The sequence below is a fragment of the Paenibacillus sp. P13VS genome (assembly GCF_015143645.1).
Classification (GTDB): Bacteria; Bacillota; Bacilli; order Paenibacillales; family Paenibacillaceae; genus Paenibacillus; species Paenibacillus xylanilyticus_A.
This window is the reverse complement of the sequence record NZ_WYEV01000009.1, coordinates 142,750-163,695: the sequence shown is the minus strand read 5'-3', so window position 1 is coordinate 163,695 and position 20,946 is coordinate 142,750. Positions and strand designations below refer to the sequence as shown.

19 protein-coding genes are annotated in these 20,946 nt (G+C 48.3%); 9 read left to right on the top strand and 10 right to left on the bottom strand.

Going from position 1 to position 20,946, the window contains the following annotated elements:
• Positions 1-69: 69 nt before the first annotated feature.
• The 5 genes from GUA98_RS22210 to GUA98_RS22190 form a co-directional block, all read right to left on the bottom strand.
• The gene (locus GUA98_RS22210; protein WP_193724398.1) at positions 70-2,472 is read right to left on the bottom strand and encodes an ABC transporter permease; all 2,403 of its coding nucleotides are present in this window, start codon (positions 2,470-2,472) and stop codon (positions 70-72) included.
• A 2-nt stretch (positions 2,473-2,474) separates the two neighbouring features.
• Entirely contained in the window at positions 2,475-3,233 is a 759-nt protein-coding gene (locus tag GUA98_RS22205) for an ABC transporter ATP-binding protein (protein WP_193724397.1), read from the bottom strand.
• Positions 3,234-3,352: 119 nt separating this feature from the next.
• Entirely contained in the window at positions 3,353-4,792 is a 1,440-nt protein-coding gene (locus tag GUA98_RS22200) for a sensor histidine kinase (RefSeq protein ID WP_153980030.1), read from the bottom strand.
• A 24-nt stretch (positions 4,793-4,816) separates the two neighbouring features.
• The gene (locus tag GUA98_RS22195) at positions 4,817-5,512 is read right to left on the bottom strand and encodes a response regulator transcription factor (RefSeq protein ID WP_127539720.1); all 696 of its coding nucleotides are present in this window, start codon (positions 5,510-5,512) and stop codon (positions 4,817-4,819) included.
• Positions 5,513-5,699: 187 nt separating this feature from the next.
• On the bottom strand, positions 5,700-6,518 hold the full coding sequence (locus GUA98_RS22190; protein WP_095361747.1) for an AraC family transcriptional regulator: 819 nt from the start codon (positions 6,516-6,518) through the stop codon (positions 5,700-5,702).
• Positions 6,519-6,724: 206 nt separating this feature from the next.
• Here GUA98_RS22190 and GUA98_RS22185 point away from each other — a divergent pair, with 206 nt between their 5' ends.
• Both GUA98_RS22185 and GUA98_RS22180 read left to right on the top strand, forming a co-directional pair.
• Positions 6,725-7,501: a sugar phosphate isomerase/epimerase family protein gene (locus GUA98_RS22185; RefSeq protein ID WP_095292272.1), complete on the top strand. Its 777-nt coding sequence runs from the start codon at positions 6,725-6,727 to the stop codon at positions 7,499-7,501.
• A 65-nt stretch (positions 7,502-7,566) separates the two neighbouring features.
• On the top strand, positions 7,567-8,586 hold the full coding sequence (locus GUA98_RS22180; RefSeq protein ID WP_095292274.1) for a Gfo/Idh/MocA family protein: 1,020 nt from the start codon (positions 7,567-7,569) through the stop codon (positions 8,584-8,586).
• Positions 8,587-8,770: 184 nt separating this feature from the next.
• On the opposite strand, the gene GUA98_RS22175 is transcribed toward GUA98_RS22180, so the two are convergent.
• Both GUA98_RS22175 and GUA98_RS22170 read right to left on the bottom strand, forming a co-directional pair.
• Positions 8,771-9,718 carry an aldo/keto reductase gene (locus GUA98_RS22175; RefSeq protein WP_193724396.1) on the bottom strand — a complete coding sequence of 316 codons (948 nt, stop codon included), beginning with the start codon at positions 9,716-9,718 and terminating at the stop codon, positions 8,771-8,773.
• A gap of 18 nt (positions 9,719-9,736) precedes the next feature.
• Positions 9,737-10,741 carry a Gfo/Idh/MocA family protein gene (locus GUA98_RS22170; RefSeq protein ID WP_193724395.1) on the bottom strand — a complete coding sequence of 335 codons (1,005 nt, stop codon included), beginning with the start codon at positions 10,739-10,741 and terminating at the stop codon, positions 9,737-9,739.
• Positions 10,742-10,859: 118 nt separating this feature from the next.
• Here GUA98_RS22170 and GUA98_RS22165 point away from each other — a divergent pair, with 118 nt between their 5' ends.
• From GUA98_RS22165 to GUA98_RS22155, 3 genes are all read left to right on the top strand, one after another.
• On the top strand, positions 10,860-11,696 hold the full coding sequence (locus tag GUA98_RS22165; RefSeq protein WP_095361703.1) for an AraC family transcriptional regulator: 837 nt from the start codon (positions 10,860-10,862) through the stop codon (positions 11,694-11,696).
• A gap of 119 nt (positions 11,697-11,815) precedes the next feature.
• Positions 11,816-12,220, top strand: coding sequence for an Rrf2 family transcriptional regulator (locus tag GUA98_RS22160; RefSeq protein WP_095292279.1), 405 nt, complete (start codon positions 11,816-11,818; stop codon positions 12,218-12,220).
• A 249-nt stretch (positions 12,221-12,469) separates the two neighbouring features.
• Entirely contained in the window at positions 12,470-12,919 is a 450-nt protein-coding gene (locus GUA98_RS22155; protein ID WP_095361704.1) for a nuclear transport factor 2 family protein, read from the top strand.
• A 131-nt stretch (positions 12,920-13,050) separates the two neighbouring features.
• Here the strand turns inward: GUA98_RS22155 and GUA98_RS22150 are convergent, their stop codons facing one another.
• Complete coding sequence (locus GUA98_RS22150; RefSeq protein ID WP_193724394.1) at positions 13,051-14,430, bottom strand: MFS transporter; 1,380 nt, start codon at positions 14,428-14,430, stop codon at positions 13,051-13,053.
• Positions 14,431-14,641: 211 nt separating this feature from the next.
• On the opposite strand from GUA98_RS22150, the gene GUA98_RS22145 reads away from it, so the two are divergent.
• Positions 14,642-14,965: an ArsR/SmtB family transcription factor gene (locus GUA98_RS22145; protein WP_095292283.1), complete on the top strand. Its 324-nt coding sequence runs from the start codon at positions 14,642-14,644 to the stop codon at positions 14,963-14,965.
• 210 nt (positions 14,966-15,175) lie between these two features.
• Positions 15,176-15,379 carry an aspartyl-phosphate phosphatase Spo0E family protein gene (locus GUA98_RS22140; protein WP_193724393.1) on the top strand — a complete coding sequence of 68 codons (204 nt, stop codon included), beginning with the start codon at positions 15,176-15,178 and terminating at the stop codon, positions 15,377-15,379.
• Between the two features lie 23 nt (positions 15,380-15,402).
• On the opposite strand, the gene GUA98_RS22135 is transcribed toward GUA98_RS22140, so the two are convergent.
• Both GUA98_RS22135 and GUA98_RS22130 read right to left on the bottom strand, forming a co-directional pair.
• Positions 15,403-16,281 carry a carbohydrate ABC transporter permease gene (locus tag GUA98_RS22135; protein WP_095292286.1) on the bottom strand — a complete coding sequence of 293 codons (879 nt, stop codon included), beginning with the start codon at positions 16,279-16,281 and terminating at the stop codon, positions 15,403-15,405.
• A 34-nt stretch (positions 16,282-16,315) separates the two neighbouring features.
• A complete protein-coding gene (locus GUA98_RS22130; RefSeq protein WP_095361708.1) occupies positions 16,316-17,281 on the bottom strand; it encodes an ABC transporter permease in 966 nt (321 codons plus the stop codon).
• Between the two features lie 249 nt (positions 17,282-17,530).
• On the opposite strand from GUA98_RS22130, the gene GUA98_RS22125 reads away from it, so the two are divergent.
• The gene (locus GUA98_RS22125) at positions 17,531-19,291 is read left to right on the top strand and encodes a sensor histidine kinase (protein ID WP_193724392.1); all 1,761 of its coding nucleotides are present in this window, start codon (positions 17,531-17,533) and stop codon (positions 19,289-19,291) included.
• The gene (locus tag GUA98_RS22120) at positions 19,266-20,858 is read left to right on the top strand and encodes a response regulator transcription factor (protein WP_193724391.1); all 1,593 of its coding nucleotides are present in this window, start codon (positions 19,266-19,268) and stop codon (positions 20,856-20,858) included. The genes GUA98_RS22125 and GUA98_RS22120 overlap by 26 nt, the downstream gene beginning before the upstream one ends.
• Positions 20,859-20,946: the final 88 nt, after the last annotated feature.

Sequence of the window (20,946 nt, the reverse complement as noted above, 5' to 3'; positions counted from 1 at the left end):
GTATATGAATCACAGCCTTTTCAAATCCGCGAAGGGTCTGAGAAGGCTGTTTCATATGTTTTGCCAAAGTTATTCAATTACCAGCATACGAGGCGACGTGTCTTGAATGACACGGGAGGAGAACCAGGAGCCGAGAGCTGCTGCAATAATGCCGACACAAACGGCTAGAACTATTCCAACCCCATTCAAAATAAGAGGAAGATGTACTATACCATAGTCAGCAAGGATCATTTCAAGAAGAATAGGCAGCACATACACACTAACCAGAATTCCCAGCAGGGCGCCCATAACAGATAGGAGCGATACTCCCATGGCAATAGACATCCGAATGCGGCGCGAGGTTAATCCAAGCGATTTGTAGATACCATACGTTCTGCTTTCTTTGCGGATACTAATCCGGCAGGTACTGAAAATAATAATAAATGTAACCAGGATAAACAGCAACCCAATCAGGCTCATGGGGTAAATTAAAATATCTGCCGCTTCGGCGTAGACCGAATCGAGCAGGGTCTGCTGCGTTACAACTGAAGCGGAATCCTTGAAACGATGATTCATTTCCCTGGCAACAAGCTCTGCTTCCAGCGGATCATTCAAATTAATGAATACGGCATCAAAATCACTGTAATTCGGGCGAATCGTATTCATGGCCTCCATCGTAATTCGCCCCGAGATGGACATATTGGCAATAGCTTGATAAATTCCTGTGATGAGGAATGTGCGCTGTTCCCCTTCAATATAAAGCTCCAGGAAGTCACCCGGCTTTTTGTTTAAGGATTTAGCTAGACCCACGCCGATGGCAATTTCATTCTCCTTTTGCGGGTTGTTCCCCTCTAATGTCTCAAATCCAAGATCCTGATAGCTTCCTTCCAGTACACTCAGAGCTACACTGGTAGAGTGCAATTTATCATCCCCTGAAGAGTTTGGGCTAACTACGCCAGTAATGTTTCCTTGCCAGCCTGCATTTTTGATTCTTGCATCCTCTTGTAGCCATTGCTTGAAATCCTCTTTGGGAAAAGTACTCTTATTCACAACGACAGCGGCGATGTTGGCATTGTCATAACCCCACTGGGCAGCGGTCTGGGCAATTCCGGTGATACTGCTTAACAGAACATACCCCAGAACCAGTACGGAAGAGGCTGTAGTTGTCAGCAAGAGCATCAGAATAGAACTTTTAATGTTTTTGGTGACATGGCGGACTCCGATAACTGCAGCTACTGGAAGGCGAGTGAACCCGAACAGGCGGGTTAGCGGGGAGTTCATTCTCCGTGTCATCCGGCTATTGTCCAGCTCCGACATTCCATAACGGATGGCCTGCACCGGCTGAATATTCCTTGCTTTTTTGGCATACATCACAACGAACAAAAGGATCATGGCGAACAGGAAGACGCCCACAAGCATGGCTAAGCCTATCCCCTCTACCGAGATATCTCGATTTCCCACGCGAAGAGAAGACACGGAGATATTGATGATGAATTTGGATATCCATATGCTGAGCCCAAGTCCCGGAAGGATGGCTATACCGGAAAGCATGGAATACTGCATGACATATGTGCCAATGGTTTTTGCCGAGGTCAGACCGAGTGATTTCAAAATACCGATCGTTTTATAGTTGGCCAGGATGGCATCCGAAATCGTAAATCCGATTGTAATCAGAGCGATGGCAAGCATGACAACTCCTAGGAAAATCATGATGAATCCGATGATTTGATTAATGATCAGATAGAAAGAAGAGATGCCCTCAAACTCCATCTTGGTTTCCAGAAACGGACTGCCTGTCTCGAGCGAATACCGTTCCCAATAGCTTGAATTGGCACTATAATCGTCGAAGTGGATACCCAGCATATAATTATCGTTGCCTTCAAAAGATTGAACATGCTCCGAATAATCGGAAGGGTTCATCCAGACACGTGCTGTGTTGGTGAATGGTGCCCCATAGGGGACATCGATTACAATACCGGATACATTCAATTCGATGGTAGTGCTCCCCGTTTTGAAGCCAATAGTATCTCCTGCCGAGACAGCGTAGGCATTGGCCATGGAAGTGGGAATCCAGACCGAACCTGGCGCAGGAAACATTTCCGGTGTTCCACTAGAAAAAATAAGCTCATCCACAATCCGCGGCGTTGACGGGGTATTTATCATGTAAAGGTAAATGTTAGGGATATCCGTTCCATGAAACGAGATGCCCGATAACGTTCGGTACGTTAACAGTTCAGACACTTTAACGCCTTCCTGGGAAGCCCACCAGGAGTGGACAGCTTTTGGATCATTCAAGCCTTTATCAAAAGTCAAAATCTGATGAGATCCATTGGTACGGGTATGCATTTCTCTAAACTGATTACCTGTGTTGGCCAGAATCATGACAGCTGTAGACAACAGCAGCGTGGATAGAAGAATGAGCAGAGCGATGAACGAGTTTTGGATTTTGCTTCTTCCCAGATAGGAGAGGCTAAGTTTCAACATGACAGCCATCGTTATTCCTTCCCCGATACAAAGGCAAATATCATGTCCTCACGGTCATGAACCTGGTGCTCGTTATAGGGTTCGAATTCGAGAATGCCACCCACTTTGCCGTCCCGGATTAATATCAGACGATCGGCACGACAGGCAGCCTTGATATCGTGCGTGACCATGACAACGGACTGCCCTTTTCGATGAATGTCTGTCAGGATGTCAAGAACAGCCTTACCATGCTCCACATTCAGACTTCCAGTCGGTTCATCAGCGAAAAGGACGTCAGGAGTATTGATCAAAGCCCGCGCAATGGCGGCTCGCTGCTGCTGCCCTCCTGAAGTCTGGGAGGGAAGACGGCTGCTCAGACTGTCAATATCCAAGGATTTCATCAATTGGTCTGCCCGCCGCAGAATTTCATTCTTTTTGGTCCCGGCGATGTAACCCGGCAGTGCAATATTCTCTCGAATGGAGAGATCCGGTACGAGATTTATACTTTGATAGATATAACCAATCCGGCGAGTGCGAAAATCAGACATTTCCCGCTCGCTGTAATCATCGATGCGTTGTTCCTGAAAATAGACCTCACCAGCAGTAACATGATCCAGACCACTCAGCAGATAGAGCAGGGTGGATTTGCCCGAACCGGAGTTGCCCATGATGACGGTAAAATCCCCTTGATATATATCCAGATCAACATTGCGTATAGCATGGTATTGTTCCGGGCCTGCGCTGTATGTTTTGCATAGGTTATGCGCACGAATAATCGTTGTTTTGCTCAAGAAAATCACTCCCCAAAGCAGTATATGTTTTATTTTAGAGGGGGGATGTTGAGGAAGTCTTATCAAATTATGAATAAAGTCTTACAGGCTGGATGCCAGCCTGAATGGGGTGGGACGAGTCAGCAGACCGGCAGACTAAATTGAAAGCTGGTTCCTTGCCCCTCTTTGCTTGAAAAGGATATGCGTCCTCCATGTGCTTCAACGATATTTTTGCAGATGGATAAGCCAAGGCCTGTACCCTCGTGCACGTGTCTGGATACAGGAGACGTCTGCCCTCGGAAATAACGTTCAAATACAAAAGGTATATCCTGTGCCCGAATTCCTTGACCAGTGTCTGTGATTGTCACAATGAACTGATTGGCTTCCAGCTCAGTATGAACACGGATGGTATCCCCGCGATGGGTGTGCTTCAGTGCATTGGATATGAGATTGGCCAGCACTTGCTCGATCCTTGTGGTGTCCATGCGTATTAATACATTTGGAACGGATCCGGGCGTTTCATACGTTAGACCTTTCATGCGTACAGCATGACCGAATGATCCAAGCATGGCTTCAAAAGAGGGACCGCTATAAACTTCACGCGGCTCTACGGATATCTGACCCAGTTCCTGCAGCGCATGAAGTAGCAGATCTTCAACCAATCGGGCTGTTTTGTCCGTGTGGGTCTGCATGATTCGCATATACTCCATCAGGGTTTCCTCATCTGCGCAAATGCCTTCCATAATGGCTTCAATATACGCTTTAACCGTAGTAATGGGTGTTTTGATATCATGCGAAATATTGGTGATGAGTTCCTTTTGCGCCTGTTCTTGCTTCGTGCGTTGTTCACTCAAATACTTGATTTCGGTGCGCATCAGATCGAACATGGCATATAACTCGCCTACTTCATCTGCATGTTTATAATGAATTGGACTATTGTACTGTCCCTTGAGAATAGATTCAGCATGATACTGAAGCATATGTACCGGTGACAGTAATCGTTTATGTATTTTGCGATGCATGGTTAATAAAAGAATGCCGAGAATAAGTGCGATTACGATGGATATGGCTGCAACCAGATAAGGCAGGATGGATGAAGGCTGGATAGTAACCATGACTTTAGGGATGGTAAAGATGGCATTTCCGATCTGAATTTCATCCGCAGCATGGAGGACAGGAAAAGCCATGTTCACCACATCCTCTCCATGGTTGGCATGCTCGGCATAGTTCAGATCATAATGCAAGGCGGATGCCAGATGAATATGTTTTCCTTGAGAGGATGGATCGGAAGAGAATAGGATCGTACCGTCCAGGCCGACATAGGATAACTGGATGCCTTGCTCTTCAGCGAGGGCACGAACGTTTTCCTGAACCTCCGGGCTGGTGAGTTGATGATGATTCTGCTCCAAAGCAAGCATTACCGGATTGATGATGAGCCGGACCAGATGAATGGACAAGTTGGACTCCTCTGTATGATGAACTGACCGATTCACGGCAAGTGTCAGGCTGCATCCAAGGAGAAAAATAAGCAGAATGAGTACGGTAATCAGCCAGCGTTTGGACCATTGGTGTAACAACATCGAGATTGTGGTCTCCCATCTATCTTAGTGGTTGAATTTGTAGCCGACGCCCCAGACTGTCTTCAGAACAACGGGCTCGGAGGGGGTGGCTTCAATTTTCTCTCTCAATCTTCGGATGTATACAGTGACCGTATTTTCATCCCCGTAAGCATCATATCCCCAAACTGCGTCCAGCAGTTGTGACTTCGAGAACACCTGATTCTTGTGGCTCGCCAGGTAGTACAGCAGTTCGAATTCCTTCGCAGAAAGCGAAACTTCATCTCCGCTTACCGTAACCTTGTACGCTTTCTTGTCGATTACCAGGTTGGAGAGACGAAGAAGATGTTCCTCCTCACGCTCGGATGCAAGACTGTCATACCGCCTGAAATGGGCATTGATTCGCGCAAGCAGCTCACTCAGGGAGAAGGGTTTGGTCATATAATCATCTGCCCCAAAGCCCAAACCAAGCACCTTGTCGGTATCACTTCCTCTTGCACTTAGAATGAGAATCGGAATATTGTTTCTTCGTCTTATTTCACGGCATACCTCAATACCATCCATATCCGGAAGCATGATATCCAGGATAATATAGTCCGGCTGCAGCATGTCCATCAGTTGCAATCCATCTTGTCCAGTGGCTGCGACTGCCGCGTCATATTGGTTTTTGTTCAGATAGTCTCTTACAATGCGTGAAATGTCCTGCTCGTCTTCAATAATGAGTATTCTACGTGAATGAGGCATGGGTATCGCTCCAATAAAGGGTAATGGAAATTTCGTTAATGATGGTTGAATCTGTAAATGACTATAATTTTAACTATACAGGGTTATGTGGGAGGAGTCATGAGTAAATTTGGAGCAGTAAAAAGTTCGAAGAACCCATAACGTGACCTGTGTATAGGTCGTCATGGGTTCGAGGTTCCAGGTGATGTTACACATGCTCCATATCAAAAGACGGGTGGGACTGGGATTTCAGATATTCCAGAGGGGACATGCCGAAGTGAGCGCGGAATACCCGGTGGAAATAGGAATAGCTGGCGAATCCACACGTCTCGGCGATATGCTCCAGTGTCATCTCACTGTACTTCATGCGTTCCAGTGCAACATTCAGACGAATTTCAATAGCGTACTGGATCATGGTTTTGCCGTAGTGTTCCTTGAACAGCCGTACTGCGCGTGACAGACTAAGACCAGCGTAACGGGCAGCCTCCTCAAGTTTGAACGTAACGGTAGCATGTTCTTCTATGAAGCGTTTTAGCTTCAGAGTGGAGGACACGCTTCGATCCGTCTGGAGACTTTCGCTAATCGCACGGTCGATGTACAGACAGAGTCCGCGCAATAGGGCGTCTTTTAACTCCTCATTTTCTTCAAGAGGTCCCCGGCGCTGCTCCAGCAAAATATTGCGCCACAGGCTGACCAGCTTGTCATCCAGTCCAATTCGGTTTACGGTAGGGCGCTGAATTCGCTTCCACCACTGATCAATCCAGGAACCTTCACAGAACAAATAATAATCCCCGCTGGACAATCGTCCTTCCTTATGCGGTTCTGCGACCACGAGATGATAGTCATCTCCTGGTTTCAACAGCAGTAAATCGCCGCTCGTCATCGTAAATTCTTCATCCTGCACATATACCTTGCAGGAGCCTTCGGTTTGCAGACGGAACAGATAGGTCTGAAGCTCGCCCTTCATGTTGTGGTTAAATGCCTTGTAGTGATAAGAGTAGTCACAGATCAGTACTGAAGTCTTCAACGGTTCCAAAGATGCAATCCTCCAATATAGGTATCCTGCATGCACTTTTATAGGTGAAATATCGTGATGCAAAATACTGGAATAAAAAATCAGTCAAATAGTTCATGTTCTGACGATATTGTATATGTTCATTCTAGCCTGTTTTGCGGTAGGATGATACCAGATAGAGCAATGAAAGCAAATTTGAGAGCAGAGGTGTATCATTCATGAAAAAACTTAATATTGGTTTGCAATTGTTCACCCTCCGTGATGAAACTGCAGCAGATTTTCGTGGCACATTGCGCAAGGTAGCAGAGCTTGGTTATGAAGGTGTGGAATTCGCTGGTTATGGTGACATTCCTGCCGAAGAGATGAAAGCATTGCTGGATGAGCTGGGCCTCAAAGGATTCAGCAGCCACGTTTCCCTGCACGCGATGCGCGAAGATTTGCAAAAACAAATTGATTACCTCAAAACCATTGGGGCTCAATATATGATCTGTCCTTACCTCATGCCTGAAGATCGCCCTGATAATGCTGAAGGCTGGACTAAGTTGTTCGCTGAACTACAGCAATATGGTGCGGAAGCAGCGAAACAAGGTTTGATCTTTGGTTATCACAACCATGACTTCGAATTCCATGGCCAAGTTGGCGACAAAAATGCCTTTGATGCCATGTTCGCTGAAACAACTCCAGAGGCTGTACAAGTGGAAATGGACGTATGTTGGGTGCAATTTGCGGGACAAAATCCGATCGAGTATATTAATCAATATGCAGGCCGTCTGCCGCTTCTCCATCTGAAGGACTTCAGCAAAGACGAACAGGGTCAGATGAAAACATTGGAACTGGGACAAGGTTCGGTTGACCTGCCAGCAGTTATTGAAGCATCAACGAGCGCAGGCGTGGAATGGCTGATCGTGGAACAGGATGTATGTCAGAATCCTCCACTTGAAAGCGTAGCCAACAGTTATAACTGGTTGAAACAGAACTACCTGAACCAATTTTAATCTAGCAATTCGAATCATTAAATGAAGCAAATGCTGAATCTACTTGTCAAAGGGGACATTAATCCATGAGTAAAATTAAAGTTGCTGTATTCGGCTGTGGAGCCATTGCTGAACGCAGACATATTCCAGAATACGCTGCTAATGAAAACGTAGAGCTTGTCGCTTTTGCTGATCCAATTGTGGAGCGTGCAGAGAAAATGGCCGAAACATACGGCGGCAAAGCTTACTCCAGCTATGAAGAGCTGCTTGCAAATGAAACAGTTGATGCTGTTAGCGTATGCACACCTAACTATCTGCATGCTTCCATGGCCATTGCTGCTGCGAATGCAGGCAAGCACGTGCTGGTTGAGAAGCCGATGGCTGTTACCACCGAAGAAGGCGAGCAAATGATTGAAGCTGCCAAGAAAAACGGTGTGTATCTGATGGTTGGACACAACCAACGCCTGATGCCTCCACACGTCAAAGCAAAAGAAATCCTGGATTCCGGCAAACTGGGTAAAGTGCTGAACTTCCGTACTTCCTTTGGTCATCCAGGACCGGAAGCATGGAGTGTAGACGGAGCAGAGAGCTGGTTCTTCCGTAAGGAAGAAGCAATCATGGGCGCTATGGGTGACCTCGGCGTGCACAAGTCTGACTTCATTCGCTATTTGCTGAACGATGAAGTGTCCGAAGTGGCTGGGTTCATCAGCACCCTGCACAAAGAAGGCACGCAAGTGGATGACAATGCGACATGCTTGCTTCGCATGAAGAGCGGTGCCATTGGTACACTCGTTGCCAGCTGGACTCAATACAGAGCAGGAGATAACAGTACGGTTCTGTGGTGCGAGAATGGCGTTATGAAAATCGGTACGGTCGAAGGCGATGAAGTAATCGTCGAGCTGACGAACGGTACGGTTGAAACGTACAAAGTTGGTGCGATGGCAACGAATGAGAAGCAGGTACCAAGCGGCGTTATCGACGCATTTGTGGAATCCATTGTGACTCAAACGCCTCCAAGCATCTCCGGTGAAGAAGGTCTTCGTTCCCTGCAGGTCATTCTGGCAGCCTTCGAATCCGAGAAGACTGGTCAGATCGTTAAACTGTAAGACGGACCTGTTCAAGGTCATTATATATGTTCATGTGAGGGTACCTCCAGCGTTTCTCTGGTTGGTGCCCTCTTTATTTATTTTAGTAAGGAAAAGAGACGGCCTCCCGCTTCGAAAGTGGGGAGGGCCGTCTCTTCAACTGTACTGCATTTGAAGCGTTTCCGCTTTGGATCAGTTCTTTCAGTTACACAACTGGTTTGGCATCGCTGGCAAGATCAAGCCAGGCAATTTCGTCTGCAGTCAGAGTCAGGCGTGAGCCTTCGTCACAGGATAACAGCTCATCGCGATTCTGCGCTCCGATCAGTGCGCAGGTCGGGAAGGACTGATTCAATACATAAGCTAATGCAATCTGGATTGCTGTCGTATTCTTTGTTTCGGCCAATTCCCCGGCACGGCGTAGTCTTTCCCAGTTGCCGTCACTGTAGAAGACACGAACCAGATCGGCATTGTCACGAACCTCAGGTGTGAAACGACCGGTGAAGAAGCCGCGTGCCTGCGAGGACCAGGACAACAGCGGAAGCTGTGTCCGTTCATGCCATGCCAGTGTCTCTGCATCTGCTGATACACAGCCAGCCCAGAATGGCTCGTTCGCCTTGGCCAGGCTGAGATTCGGGCTGCTGAATGTGAAGCCCTTCAGACCATGTGCAGCCGCATACGTGTTGGCTTCCTCCAAACGCTGCCAAGTCCAGTTGGAGGCACCAATCGCACCAATTTTACCTGACTCGATGTGCTCATTCAGTGCTTCAAGAATGATACCTACAGGAATATTTGGATCGTCCCGGTGTAATGCATACAATTCGATATGATCCGTCTGCAGACGTTCCAGGCTGGTAAGCAGATCGCTGCGAATAGCATCGGCATTGACACGAGGGCCGTTCATATCATGGTGGGCACCCTTTGTCAGAATGACGACCTGATCGCGATTACCGCGCTCTTGCATATAACGTCCGAGCACTTCTTCACTCTGTCCACCACAATAGATGTGAGCCGTATCTACGGTATTTCCGCCAATCGCCAGAAAAGCATCCATATTCGTTGCAGCTTTTTCGTAAGCATCATGCACAAAATAATCCGTACCTTTGATCAACCGGGAAATCGGTTTTCCTGCACCATTAATTGTAATGAATTCCATTGTACGCACCATCCTCGCTTATAGTGTAATTCGTGTACGTTCCTCTGCAGAACGAAGGCAGGCTTCAAGTACTTTCATATTGGCCACCGCATCAGATGAAGCAAAACGCATATTTTTACCTTGAAGCACGGCGCGTGCCATATCATCCCCCTGCAGGGAGTAATGATTGACCTGAGGGACCTCAACTTCCCTGCGATCACCGCCCGCCGTAACGTAGAAGTTCGAGCTGCGGTCCGGTTTGCTGATAAATGCGGACGGAACCTCGATGATGCCATCCGATCCCAGCACCTCCAGCGTATTGCGGAATGCTGCCCACATGCTGCTGTCAAACGTGACGCCGACGTGATCATTGAATTCAAGTAAACCCGAGGCCATCATGTCGACATGGTCATGCTCAGGGGAGAACATGCCAATGACCGTTACCGCAGAAGGTTCCTGGCCGAGCAGCAGCCTTGCTGCACTGATGGAATAACAGCCGATGTCATAGAGAGCACCGCCGCCCCATTCACGTTTGAACCGGACATTGCCTGCAGAACCGGAATTGTTGAACGAAAATGTACTGTGAATACCGCGAATTTCCCCAATTTCACCGCTGGCAATGACATTTCTGATCTGGTCGTAACGGGGATGATGCCGATACATAAATGCTTCGGCGAGCAGTACTCCGGCATCATCACAGGCTTGCGCCATTTCGCGTGCCTCCTGCTCGGTTAACGCGAGTGGTTTCTCGCACAGAATATGTTTGCCCGCCTCAGCTGCGCGGATCGTCCACTCCCGGTGAAGATGGTTGGGAAGGGGGATATATACAGCGTCAATGGAGTCATCCTCGAGCAGTGCTTCATAGCTGCCGTAAGCCTGGGGGATTCCAAGCTGATCGGCGGTTTGTTTCGCCTTTTCCTCGTCCCGGCTTGCGATCGCCGCCACTTCATTCAACTCCGATTGCTGCAAACCAGGAATGACAGAACCTTTGGCAATGCTAGCGCTACCAAGAATGCCCCAGCGTAATTTTCGATCTGAATTCATGAGTTGTTTCCTCCTGTGGATGAATGTATATTGTGATTATAAGGAATAGATCGATGAATGAAAATGATAATATATTGAGATCTATTAGCACAATATTGCTTGCCAAGGAGAAATATTCATGATGAGACAGACTGTATTGCTAACCCTTCAGGATATTCCATATTTTTGTTATCCCGAGTCCGTTGGCCATTATGTGGATCACCCCGAGCATTCCGTGTTGCGGGAGGCTGGAGCACTTAATAACTTCAATATTCACTATGTAGCTTCTGGTAAGGGATATGTGGAAGTGGACGGGATTATCCATGAACTTCGGGCAGGTCAGGCGGTACTCTATTTCCCACAGCAGCGTCAGCATTATTACAGCAGTGAGGATGATCCGTGGGATGTGCGCTGGGTTCATTTTTACGGTGAACGTCTCCATGACTACATGATTGAACGGGGGCTGCATCGCAATCTGCTGTGGACGCTGCGGCAGCAAGCCCCTTGGGAAGAGGCTCATCTGGCCTTGCTGCACGAGGCAGAACAGAACCGGATGCTGCGCCCGGCACAGCTGTCCACGTTGACGTATGCTGTTCTGGCGGAGTTTGTCCAGCATGCAGTGCCTCTGAAAAATACACGTACCAGCCAAGCGGAGAACCGCATTCTCGGACTGCTCCCGCAGATGCAGCAGGAGGCATGTCAGCCGTTTTTGCTTCAGGATTGGGCGGATCTGGCGGGTGTCAGCTCGTATTACTTTTGCAAATTGTTCAAGAGTGCCGTCGAGATGACGCCGATGGAATTCGTAACCCGTTCCCGGCTGCAGATGGCGAAACAGTGGCTGCTCGAACGTCCAACGGCGAACATTGGACAGATTGCCGAGGAGGCGGGATACCCGAACGCCAGTTATTTCAACCGCCAGTTCATGGCGCACGAAGGCATGACACCTACAGAGTACCGAGGACTTTATCACAATTAATAACTACTATATATAGAGGTTCCAAGTAACCGCGAAATCGCAGATCCTCTGGGGTTTGACAGCGAGCTCAATCAAGTCTATTATGGATAAATTAAATCCGCATACAATGAGGTGCCCTCATGAAATATTCAAAAGCAACCAACTATGCCTTGCATACCATGCTTCACCTTGTGATTACAGAACCGGAGCAGCTGGTTAGTGTTCATCAACTGGCTGATTTGCAGAAAGTCTCCCCAACCTATCTGTCCAAAATATTGACCAAACTGGTTAAAGCGGGCATGATTGAATCCACTTCCGGGGCCAACGGTGGCTACCGTCTGAGTCGCAAAAATCCGGACCCTTCGTTTCTGGAGATTATTCACGCCATTGAAGGGCAGGCTTCCCTGTTCGAGTGCTCTCAGAACCATAACGAGGGCTGTTTAATTCAGCAGGTGATGATTCATGCCGAGGAACAGATGGAGAACTATCTAAGCAATAAGAAAATGTCCGAGCTGGCTGCCCAGATGAAGGCATATCAGAGGTAACGCTTGGGGGAAGAGCGAATCAGCTTCTAGCTGAGTGTGGCAACCCACTTTACTTTTTGTATATAGATACGAATAAGTTCAAAAGTCCGAGGAGAGGCATGAAGCAGCATGCCTATCTTTCGGACTTTTTTCATAGTCATAGCCAAGCATACAATATGCCGTTGTGCCTAATACAAACGGAATGGTACAATAAGGAAGATTAATAGATACATATCTTTACCACCTATTACATCTCTGGAGGGACAACAGATGAGCCAATCAACCATCACAGGACTGGAACAATTGCTTGCACTCGAAAATATCCGTAACACGAAGGCACGTTATTGCCGCTTTATTGATACGAAGCAGTGGGACGCGCTGGGCGATGTGTTTGCTCCGGATGCAGTAGCTGATTTCAGTACGGAAGGTAACCCCATTCCGGTATTAACGGGCCGTGACACCATCGTGCAGGTATTCCGTGACCTGGTGGATGTTGCTGTAACCGTGCATCACGTACACAGCGCCGAGGTTGAATTTGTATCCGCGAACGAAGCCAAGGTTATTTCTCCGATGGAGGATTGGGTAACATTCCCCGAAGGCAACGAGAACAAATCCTTCCACGGATTTGGACATTACCATGAGACGTTTGTTCAGATCGACGGTCAATGGTATATCAAGCATACAAGCCTGAAACGTCTGCGTTTGGATATGTTTGAATAATAATCATGAGAGATATAAAGTAAATCCGAATAGCAAAAGCCCCAAGAACATGATTTCATGTCCTTGGGGCTTATTTTATTTTGAGAAGCCTAGCTAATCTAGTCTAGTCTGTCACTCCTTAAGAGCTTGAATTAGGACGAAGTAGAAGAGGCTTTTTTGCGGGACTGCATAGACAGATACACCCAAGAGAACATCACGGATGCCAGAGCAACCACGGTCATACCCCAGAAAATATTCGTATAGGCTGACGACAAGGACAGCTGCTGCATCGCAGTCAGCGCCACGCCGGTTACGGCAACACTGAATGCACCGCTGAAGAACTGGCTAAGTTGGAACAGGCCCATGCCTGCACCCACCTGATCCATGGTCAGGTTATTGGACAGTTCGTTGGAAACACTCGTAGTGAGAGCGGAGAAACCTACACTCAGCAGGATATAAATGACCATAATGGCGTAGATGCTGTTATCCGCAAACAGAGCGAATAATCCCGCGGCAGCGAGCAGCAGCCATGGTGCAAACCTAAGCAGCTGTGTATTGCCATGTCTGTCAATCATTCGCCCAATCCGGTTGGACAGCAGCATGGAGACAACTGCACCAGGGAAGATAACCAGTCCGGATTGGGCTGGTGTCAAGCCGTACAGATGGGCCAGAATTTGCGGCAAAAGAAACAGTGTAGCAAAGTTGTTAATGTAGGAAACGATCCCTAGCGAGCTGAGCATCATATATTTTTTGTTTTTGAACAGGGCTGGCTGGACAAATGGATCGGCCGCACGGCGAATCCGTAACCAGAACAATAGAAGTGCTACGACACCAACGACAAGAGTGACCCACTCGCGTGAAGTGAGGAACAGAAGAACGCCCGTTGTTCCGATCGCGAGAAGCAATGCGCCCAGCAAGTCAAACGAACCCTTTTGCGGCATTTCACTCGGAAGCAGTTTGAAAAATACAGGGATCAGGAATAACGTTAACCCCGTAACGATAAAGAGATCATGCCATCCAAGAAATTGAGTAATGCTGCCACCGATGACAGGACCAAGTCCAAGACCAAGGGAACTGGCAGACATAATCACAGCCATGGATTTACCCCGGCGGTCACTCGGAACGTAACGTGTGATGAGCACGATGGCGAGTCCCGGCACGGATGCGGCGCCTGCTGCCTGAATCAGGCGTGCACAGAGCAGGATAATGAAGTGATTGCTGAAGAATCCCAGAACCGATGCTGCACCAAGTAAAGTGAGACCGGTTGTAAACAGCGTCCGAATCGGTACAAAGTCCGACAGGCGTGAAAAGGTAATCGACGATATGGCAAAAACGATGGAATAACCTGTTACAATCCACGAGGAAGCAACGGAAGAGAGCTGGAATTCGGCTGCAATTTTGGGCAGGGCCAGGTTGAACATCATCGTATTCATGACGACGAGAACGACCGTGAAACCGAGCAAACTTACAATTAACCCTTCCTGTAGCCCGGTCGTTCGTTCTCCCGGGGATGCGGTTGCGGTGTTATTCATGAAAACCTCCTTGAACTAATTGTAATTTCGCAACATTTCAGAAACGGTATGTAACATTTGCAAAATGAGATACACAGTGAATCCCATGCCTGACAGCAGGGGAACCATTGACGAAATTATAAATTAAAGTTCGATTGGTATCGAACATTAGAAATATATCATGGAATTGTGCTAAAATACAATGGATAGTCTGAAAAAAGGAGACTACATTATGAAAATTTTACATCATCCTCAATTGGAGGATATTGAACTTTCTTCCGTGTTGTATGCGTTAAGCGATCCGACCCGCCTTGGCATTGTTGCGGAAGCAGCCAAGAGTGGAGAGCAGCCCTGCAGTCATTTTAATGCACCTGTTGTGAAGTCCACGATGTCCCATCATATTCGCACCCTGCGGGAAGCTGGCGTCATTCGGGTGAGAGTACAGGGTACCCAGCATTTTCTCACTTTGAGGTTGGAAGATCTGGAAACACGATTCCCTGGCCTTATGCAGCCTTTGCTGCAGGCCGCTGCTCAGGCTTCCACCCATCAGTCCTAAAACTTGTCCTTTCTTCAAGCTGAAGAGGGGGCATTTTTTTTATTCCTGCTTGGTAGAAGCTCCTTTAATACACCTACTTATTTCAGCCTGTACAAGAAAAAATATACAAATTTTAAATTTGGGGTAATCCGCAGCCCTTCATGTTCCGAATATTATAATAGATGGTCTTTTTTGGGTGATGGTTATTGAAGGACAACAGGGGGCGGGAGTATGGTGCATAATCCGGAAACCATTCAGGAATGTATCGAAAAGGCACGGCAAAGACTCTACCAGATCGCAAATTCACATGCGGAATTAATGCATCCGGAGGTCATTCGTCAATCGATGATTCTGGATGAGTTAATTAATGAATATAACAAAGCCATTCGTCTAAACGGAAAAACACCCCGAGACAAAAGCCCCGGGATGAGATGATGCGACAATAATTCGCGTTCGTTCTATTCTTTTACCGCCCCAAGCACAATCCCCTTGACGAAGAAACGCTGCAGGAACGGATACACGAGCAGGATCGGCAGCGCACCAATGAAAATCTGAGCAGCATTAACCGTACGTTGAGACATATTTTGAAGCTGCGTGGCATCCACATTCATGTTGGAGAAGTCCTGCTGTACGATAATGGTCTGCATCAACGTAGCCAGCGGATATTTGGAAGCATCATTCATATAGATGAGCCCGTCAAACCAGGAGTTCCATTGGCCTACCATCGTGAACAGCGAGATCGTCGCAATCGCGGGCATGGACACCGGCAGATAGATCCGGAACAAGGTTGTAATATGGTTAGCTCCATCGATAAAAGCAGCCTCTTCCAGCTCTTTCGGAACATTACGGAAGAAGTTCATCATCAGAATCAGGTTCCAGACCGCAACCGCTCCAGGCAAAATCAGTGCCCACAGCGTGTTAATTAGCCCCAGCTTTTGAATCAAAATGTAGGACGGGATCAGCCCGCCGCTGAACAGCATTGTGAAGATGAAAAACCAGGCATACATCGAGCGTCCTTTGAAATGAAGACTTTCTTTGGATAATGGATATGCCGTCAGAATGACCAGCACCATACTGAGCAGCGTGCCAAGAACGGTACGCTGAACCGAGATCCAGAGCGCACTGAGAAAGTTGCTGTTACCAAACGTTTTGGTATAGGCGTCTACGGTAAAATCAATCGGCCAGAGTGTGACCAGATTGGCGGAGGCTGCCGCCTTGCCGCTGAAAGAGACCGCCAGAATATGAACGAGCGGCAGCACACACAGCAGTGAAACGGCCGCAATGAAGAACAGGTTGAAGCCATTGAATATCCGGTATCCGGTCGTTTTGTGATACACCTTGATTCCCCCTTAATGCAGTATGCTAAACCCCTTAGAAAATGCGGTAATTGGCGATTTTGTAAGCCATCCGGTAGGCAGTAATGACCAGGAACATCGCGACGAAGGACTTGAATAGTCCAACCGCTGTTGCGAAGCTCATTTTGCCATTCAGGATCCCCATCCGGTACACAAACGTGTCGATAATATCGCCCTTCTCATATACGAGCGGGTTATACAGATTGAAAATCTGGTCAAAACCTGCATTCAGAATATTGCCAAGGGACAGCGTTCCCACCACGATAATCATCGGCACCAGGGCAGGCAGCGTAATGTGCAGCGTCTGCTTGAGCCGTGTTGCCCCATCCACCTCGGAAGCTTCATAGAGAGCCGGATTAATCCCCGCAAGCGCAGCCAGAAATACGATTGTGCCAAATCCGAATTCCTTCCATACATCACTGATGACAACCGTTACCCGAAACCAGTCACCATCTCCGAGAAAGAAAATCGGTTCAATCCCTGCAGCAGCCAGCACCTGATTCACCAGTCCGCCCTCTGGGGACAGCATGTCGAGCAGAATGCCGCCTAGTACAACCCAGGACAGGAAGTGGGGCAGATACACGAGTGTCTGTGAGAACCGTTTGAAGGTGGAGTTTCGCACCTCATTCAGCAAAATGGCGAATACCACCGGGGCCACCAGGCCAGCCACAATTTTCATGGAAGCAATCAGCACGGTGTTCCAGATCACCTGCACACTGTCCGGATACTCGAACATGAACCGGAAGTTATCCCATCCTACCCATTTGGAGCCCGTGAATCCGAGCCACGGTTTGAAATCCTGAAAAGCAATAATAATGCCGCCCATGGGTACATAGGCAAACAGCAATGTGAGCAGTACAGCAGGCAGCAGCATCAGGTGCAGCGGCCATGTGCGTTTGAAGTTCCAGCGGGTACGTTTGCGTGGATTGCGTATCGCCTGTCGTACCGGTGTGTTGGTTGTTAATGGTTGTTCCATAGCCATCAGTGTCCCTCCTTATGTATCGTCCAGCCTCCGCAGGGTGAGGCATTTCGGCCTCTTGCAAAAAGTGGAGCAACTGAATTATAGCAACTGAAAAGCGTGCGCTATAGACCAACATTTCAAGGCGAATGTTGATTTGTTAACCTGTTGATGACATCCACGCTTTCAAAAATCAATATAGATATGAAAGGGTTTTCAATATAAAATAGGACTTCGAACACGTTCGATTATATCTCGAGACAGGGTGAAACGATGAAATTCACAGTATTTGCAAAAACGGTCATTCTGCTGATCTGCCTGCTGGTGCCCATCTTGCTGCTCTATACCTATGCCAACCAGGCAAACGTGGACATGGTCGTGGAGGAGAAACAGCAATCGAGCTTGAACCAATTCAATTATTTCAGCTCCCAGGTAGATAAAAATATTGAGCAGCTCTCGCTCTATGGGCTTACCCTTCTGAGGGACCCCAGCATACTGCATTACCGTTACATGACGGAAACGACCAGCCAGTATGAGAAGAACAGCATTTATCTCGACATTCTCGACAAATTATCGTTGTACCAGTCCACCAGCCGCTGGAAAAACGACATTACAATTGTGCTTCCGCAGGCCGAACTGGTGTTATCCACCAAGGCAAGCCGAACCGTCTTCAATGAGAACATGCTGAAGTTTCCCCAGCCTGGCCAGTGGCAATTGGATGAGGGAGGATTCACGTTTTTTTTCACGGACAATTATGAGTGGAATGCCAAGCCAGCGACGACAGGGGTTCGGACCGTGATGGAGATTAATTTTGATCCCATGAATATTGTCGCCATGCTGGATGACTTCAAGGAGGCGCAGGGAGGGGACCCTTTTCTGTACGTGCCAGGCAATGACCCCTTATTAAACCGCAGTGCTGACCCTGATCTGGTCCAGGCCATTATGGAAAATATGCCGTTGAACGGGCTGGACAGCGAGGGGAATCATCAGCTGGAGGCCGGTGGCAAGCAGTATCTGGTGAGTTATGTCCCTTCCAAACAGCTTCATGGCGTCTATGTAAATCCCGTTGTACTGGATGATCTGCTCACCCCGATGGATAAGAGCCGGAACATGTTTGTTACATCCATACTCCTGCTGCTGGCCTTGAGCATCGGGGCGGCATTATTGCTCTACCGCAAGGTACAGATTCCCATCTATCGCCTGATGCAGGGGCTGCAGCAGATTCGCAAAGGCCAGCTGTCGACCCGAATCCCGGTGGATCATTCACGCGATGAATTTGCGTATTTGACCCAGAGCTTCAATCATATGGCGGAACAAATTCAGGAATTGATCGAAAAGGTGTACGAGGAACGCATTCGTTCAAGAGAAGCCACGCTCAAGCATTTGCAGTCACAGATCAATCCGCACTTCCTGTACAACTGCCTGTTCTATATTAAAAATATGACCCAGCTCGGTCATTCGGAAGCCGTTATTGCGATGTCGCTGAGTTTGGGAGACTACTACCGGTACATCACCCGGGATGAGAATGACATGACAACGGTAGAGGAGGAAATTCGGCTGCTCGACAATTATTTGTCCATACAGCAGATGCGGACCAATCGTTTATCCTACGAAATTGCTGTACCGCAGGAGCTGATGCAGCAGCAGATTCCAAGGCTGCTCATTCAGCCGATTGTGGAGAATGCGGTCATTCATGGCATTGAACCAAGCGAAGGCAGTGGCCATATCGTGGTGACCGGAATGTCGGCCAAAGAGCAAATCAAAGGAAAATCCTTCAACCGCTACAGTTTATTCGTGGATAACGATGGGGTTACGTTGACATCCGAAGAGATTGAAGCGTTGGAACGGGAAGTGAACGAGCCGATGGGTGAGGAGATCGGTACCGGCACCTGGAACGTGCACCAGCGTCTGGTTACGCGATATGGGCATTCATCCGGGCTTCATTTTGCAGCCATTCCTTACGGCGGACTTAGTGTGGAAATACGATGGTTTGAGGAGGAACAATCTCATGATGAATCTAATGGTCGTGGATGACGAACACTCAGCGGTGGAATCCATCGCTTCTTCTATCGCATGGAGGGAATATGGTATCGGTCAGGTGTATAAGGCATATTCGGTCAAGGAAGCGTTGCAGCAGATGGCTGCCCATCAGGTTCATATCATCATTACGGATATCCGTATGCCGGGCCTGTCGGGACTGGATCTCGTTAGTCATATTCGGCAAAAGTGGGAGCAGACCAAATGCATTATTTTATCAGGACATGCGTCTTTTGATTATGCCAAACAGGCCCTTAAACATGGAACGGTGAGTTATCTGCTTAAACCGGTGCGCGATGAAGAACTGATCGAAGCCGTGCAGCAGGCCTCCGTGCAGATCCGGCTGGAAGGAGAGAAACAGCAGCTGCATCAGCGGGCCATGTATTCGGTAAGGGAGCATTTGCCGGAGAAAAGGGCGGAGTTAATGAAGGATGTGCTGCTCGGGCGCAAGTTTGCCGAAGATGAACTTGAGGGTAAGCTGGAACAATTGGAGATCGGCTTCCGCCCCCAGGATAAAATGCAGCTGCTGCTGATCCGCTATGATGACCCACAGCCAACGCACAAGGCATTTCGATTAATGAAATACGCCATATCCAATGTGGTGGAAGAAATCTTCAGCAGCAGCTACCATCTCTGCCATACCGATGATGCGTATGATGATCTCGTGTTCATGGCCTGTCCGAAACAGGCACAGTCTGAACCGGAACTGCTGATGGGACGGCTGGGCGATCGATTGATACACAGTGTGAAGCAGTATTTGAACGCAACAATCTCGCTATCGGTCAGCAAAACAGGCCGTTTCCCGCATCAGGTACCGCAGCTGTATCATCAGGCTGTGAGTGTCTTGCGGAAGCAGGGTGAAGCAGGGAAAGGATTGCATCTGAATGCCGCAGCCAGCTCGCATGGAGCCTCCTTGAAGTCACTTACTGCGCTCTATGAACCACCTGGTCTGACAACGCTGCTGGAAGCCGGGAGAATGGAGGATGCACATCGCAAGATCGATCAGATCTTTGCCGAGCTATCAGGCAGCGTATTTCCGGAGCATGTCTACGTTGCCTTTCATTATTTGGCGGCAGCCTTCTCTTATATGGCTCACCGGGAAGGCAAACAGTTATCCGATGTGCTTGGAGAACAATATCAGCAGCTGCTGAAGGATGGTTATGGCGTATCGCTGCGCAGCCTGGAGGCATGGACCAGGAACGTCATGCAGCAATGGACAGAGCGTACGCAAGACTCGGGTCAAGAGAGCGGGTCCACCCTGATCCGGCAGGTACAGCACTGGATTGACCATCATCTGGGAGAGGATCTGTCCCTGCAGGTCATTGCGGGAGAGGTGCATCTGCATCCGGTGTATTTGTCCAAAATGTACAAACAGTCCACTGGCGAAGGCATCAGTGATTATATTATTCGCTCCAGAATGGAACGCGCCGTGCACCTGCTGAAGCATACCGGGATGAAGATCTATGAAGTCGGCCAGGAAGTGGGCTATAACAATACCCCTTACTTCATTCAAGTGTTTCGCAAGCATTATGGCCTGACACCACAGGATTTTCGGAACGGTTAACAAATCAATATGAACATTGAAATTGTGATATATGTTTGCCTCCCCGGCTGCACTATCCTTTTCATGTAAGGTGCATGAAGCATGGATG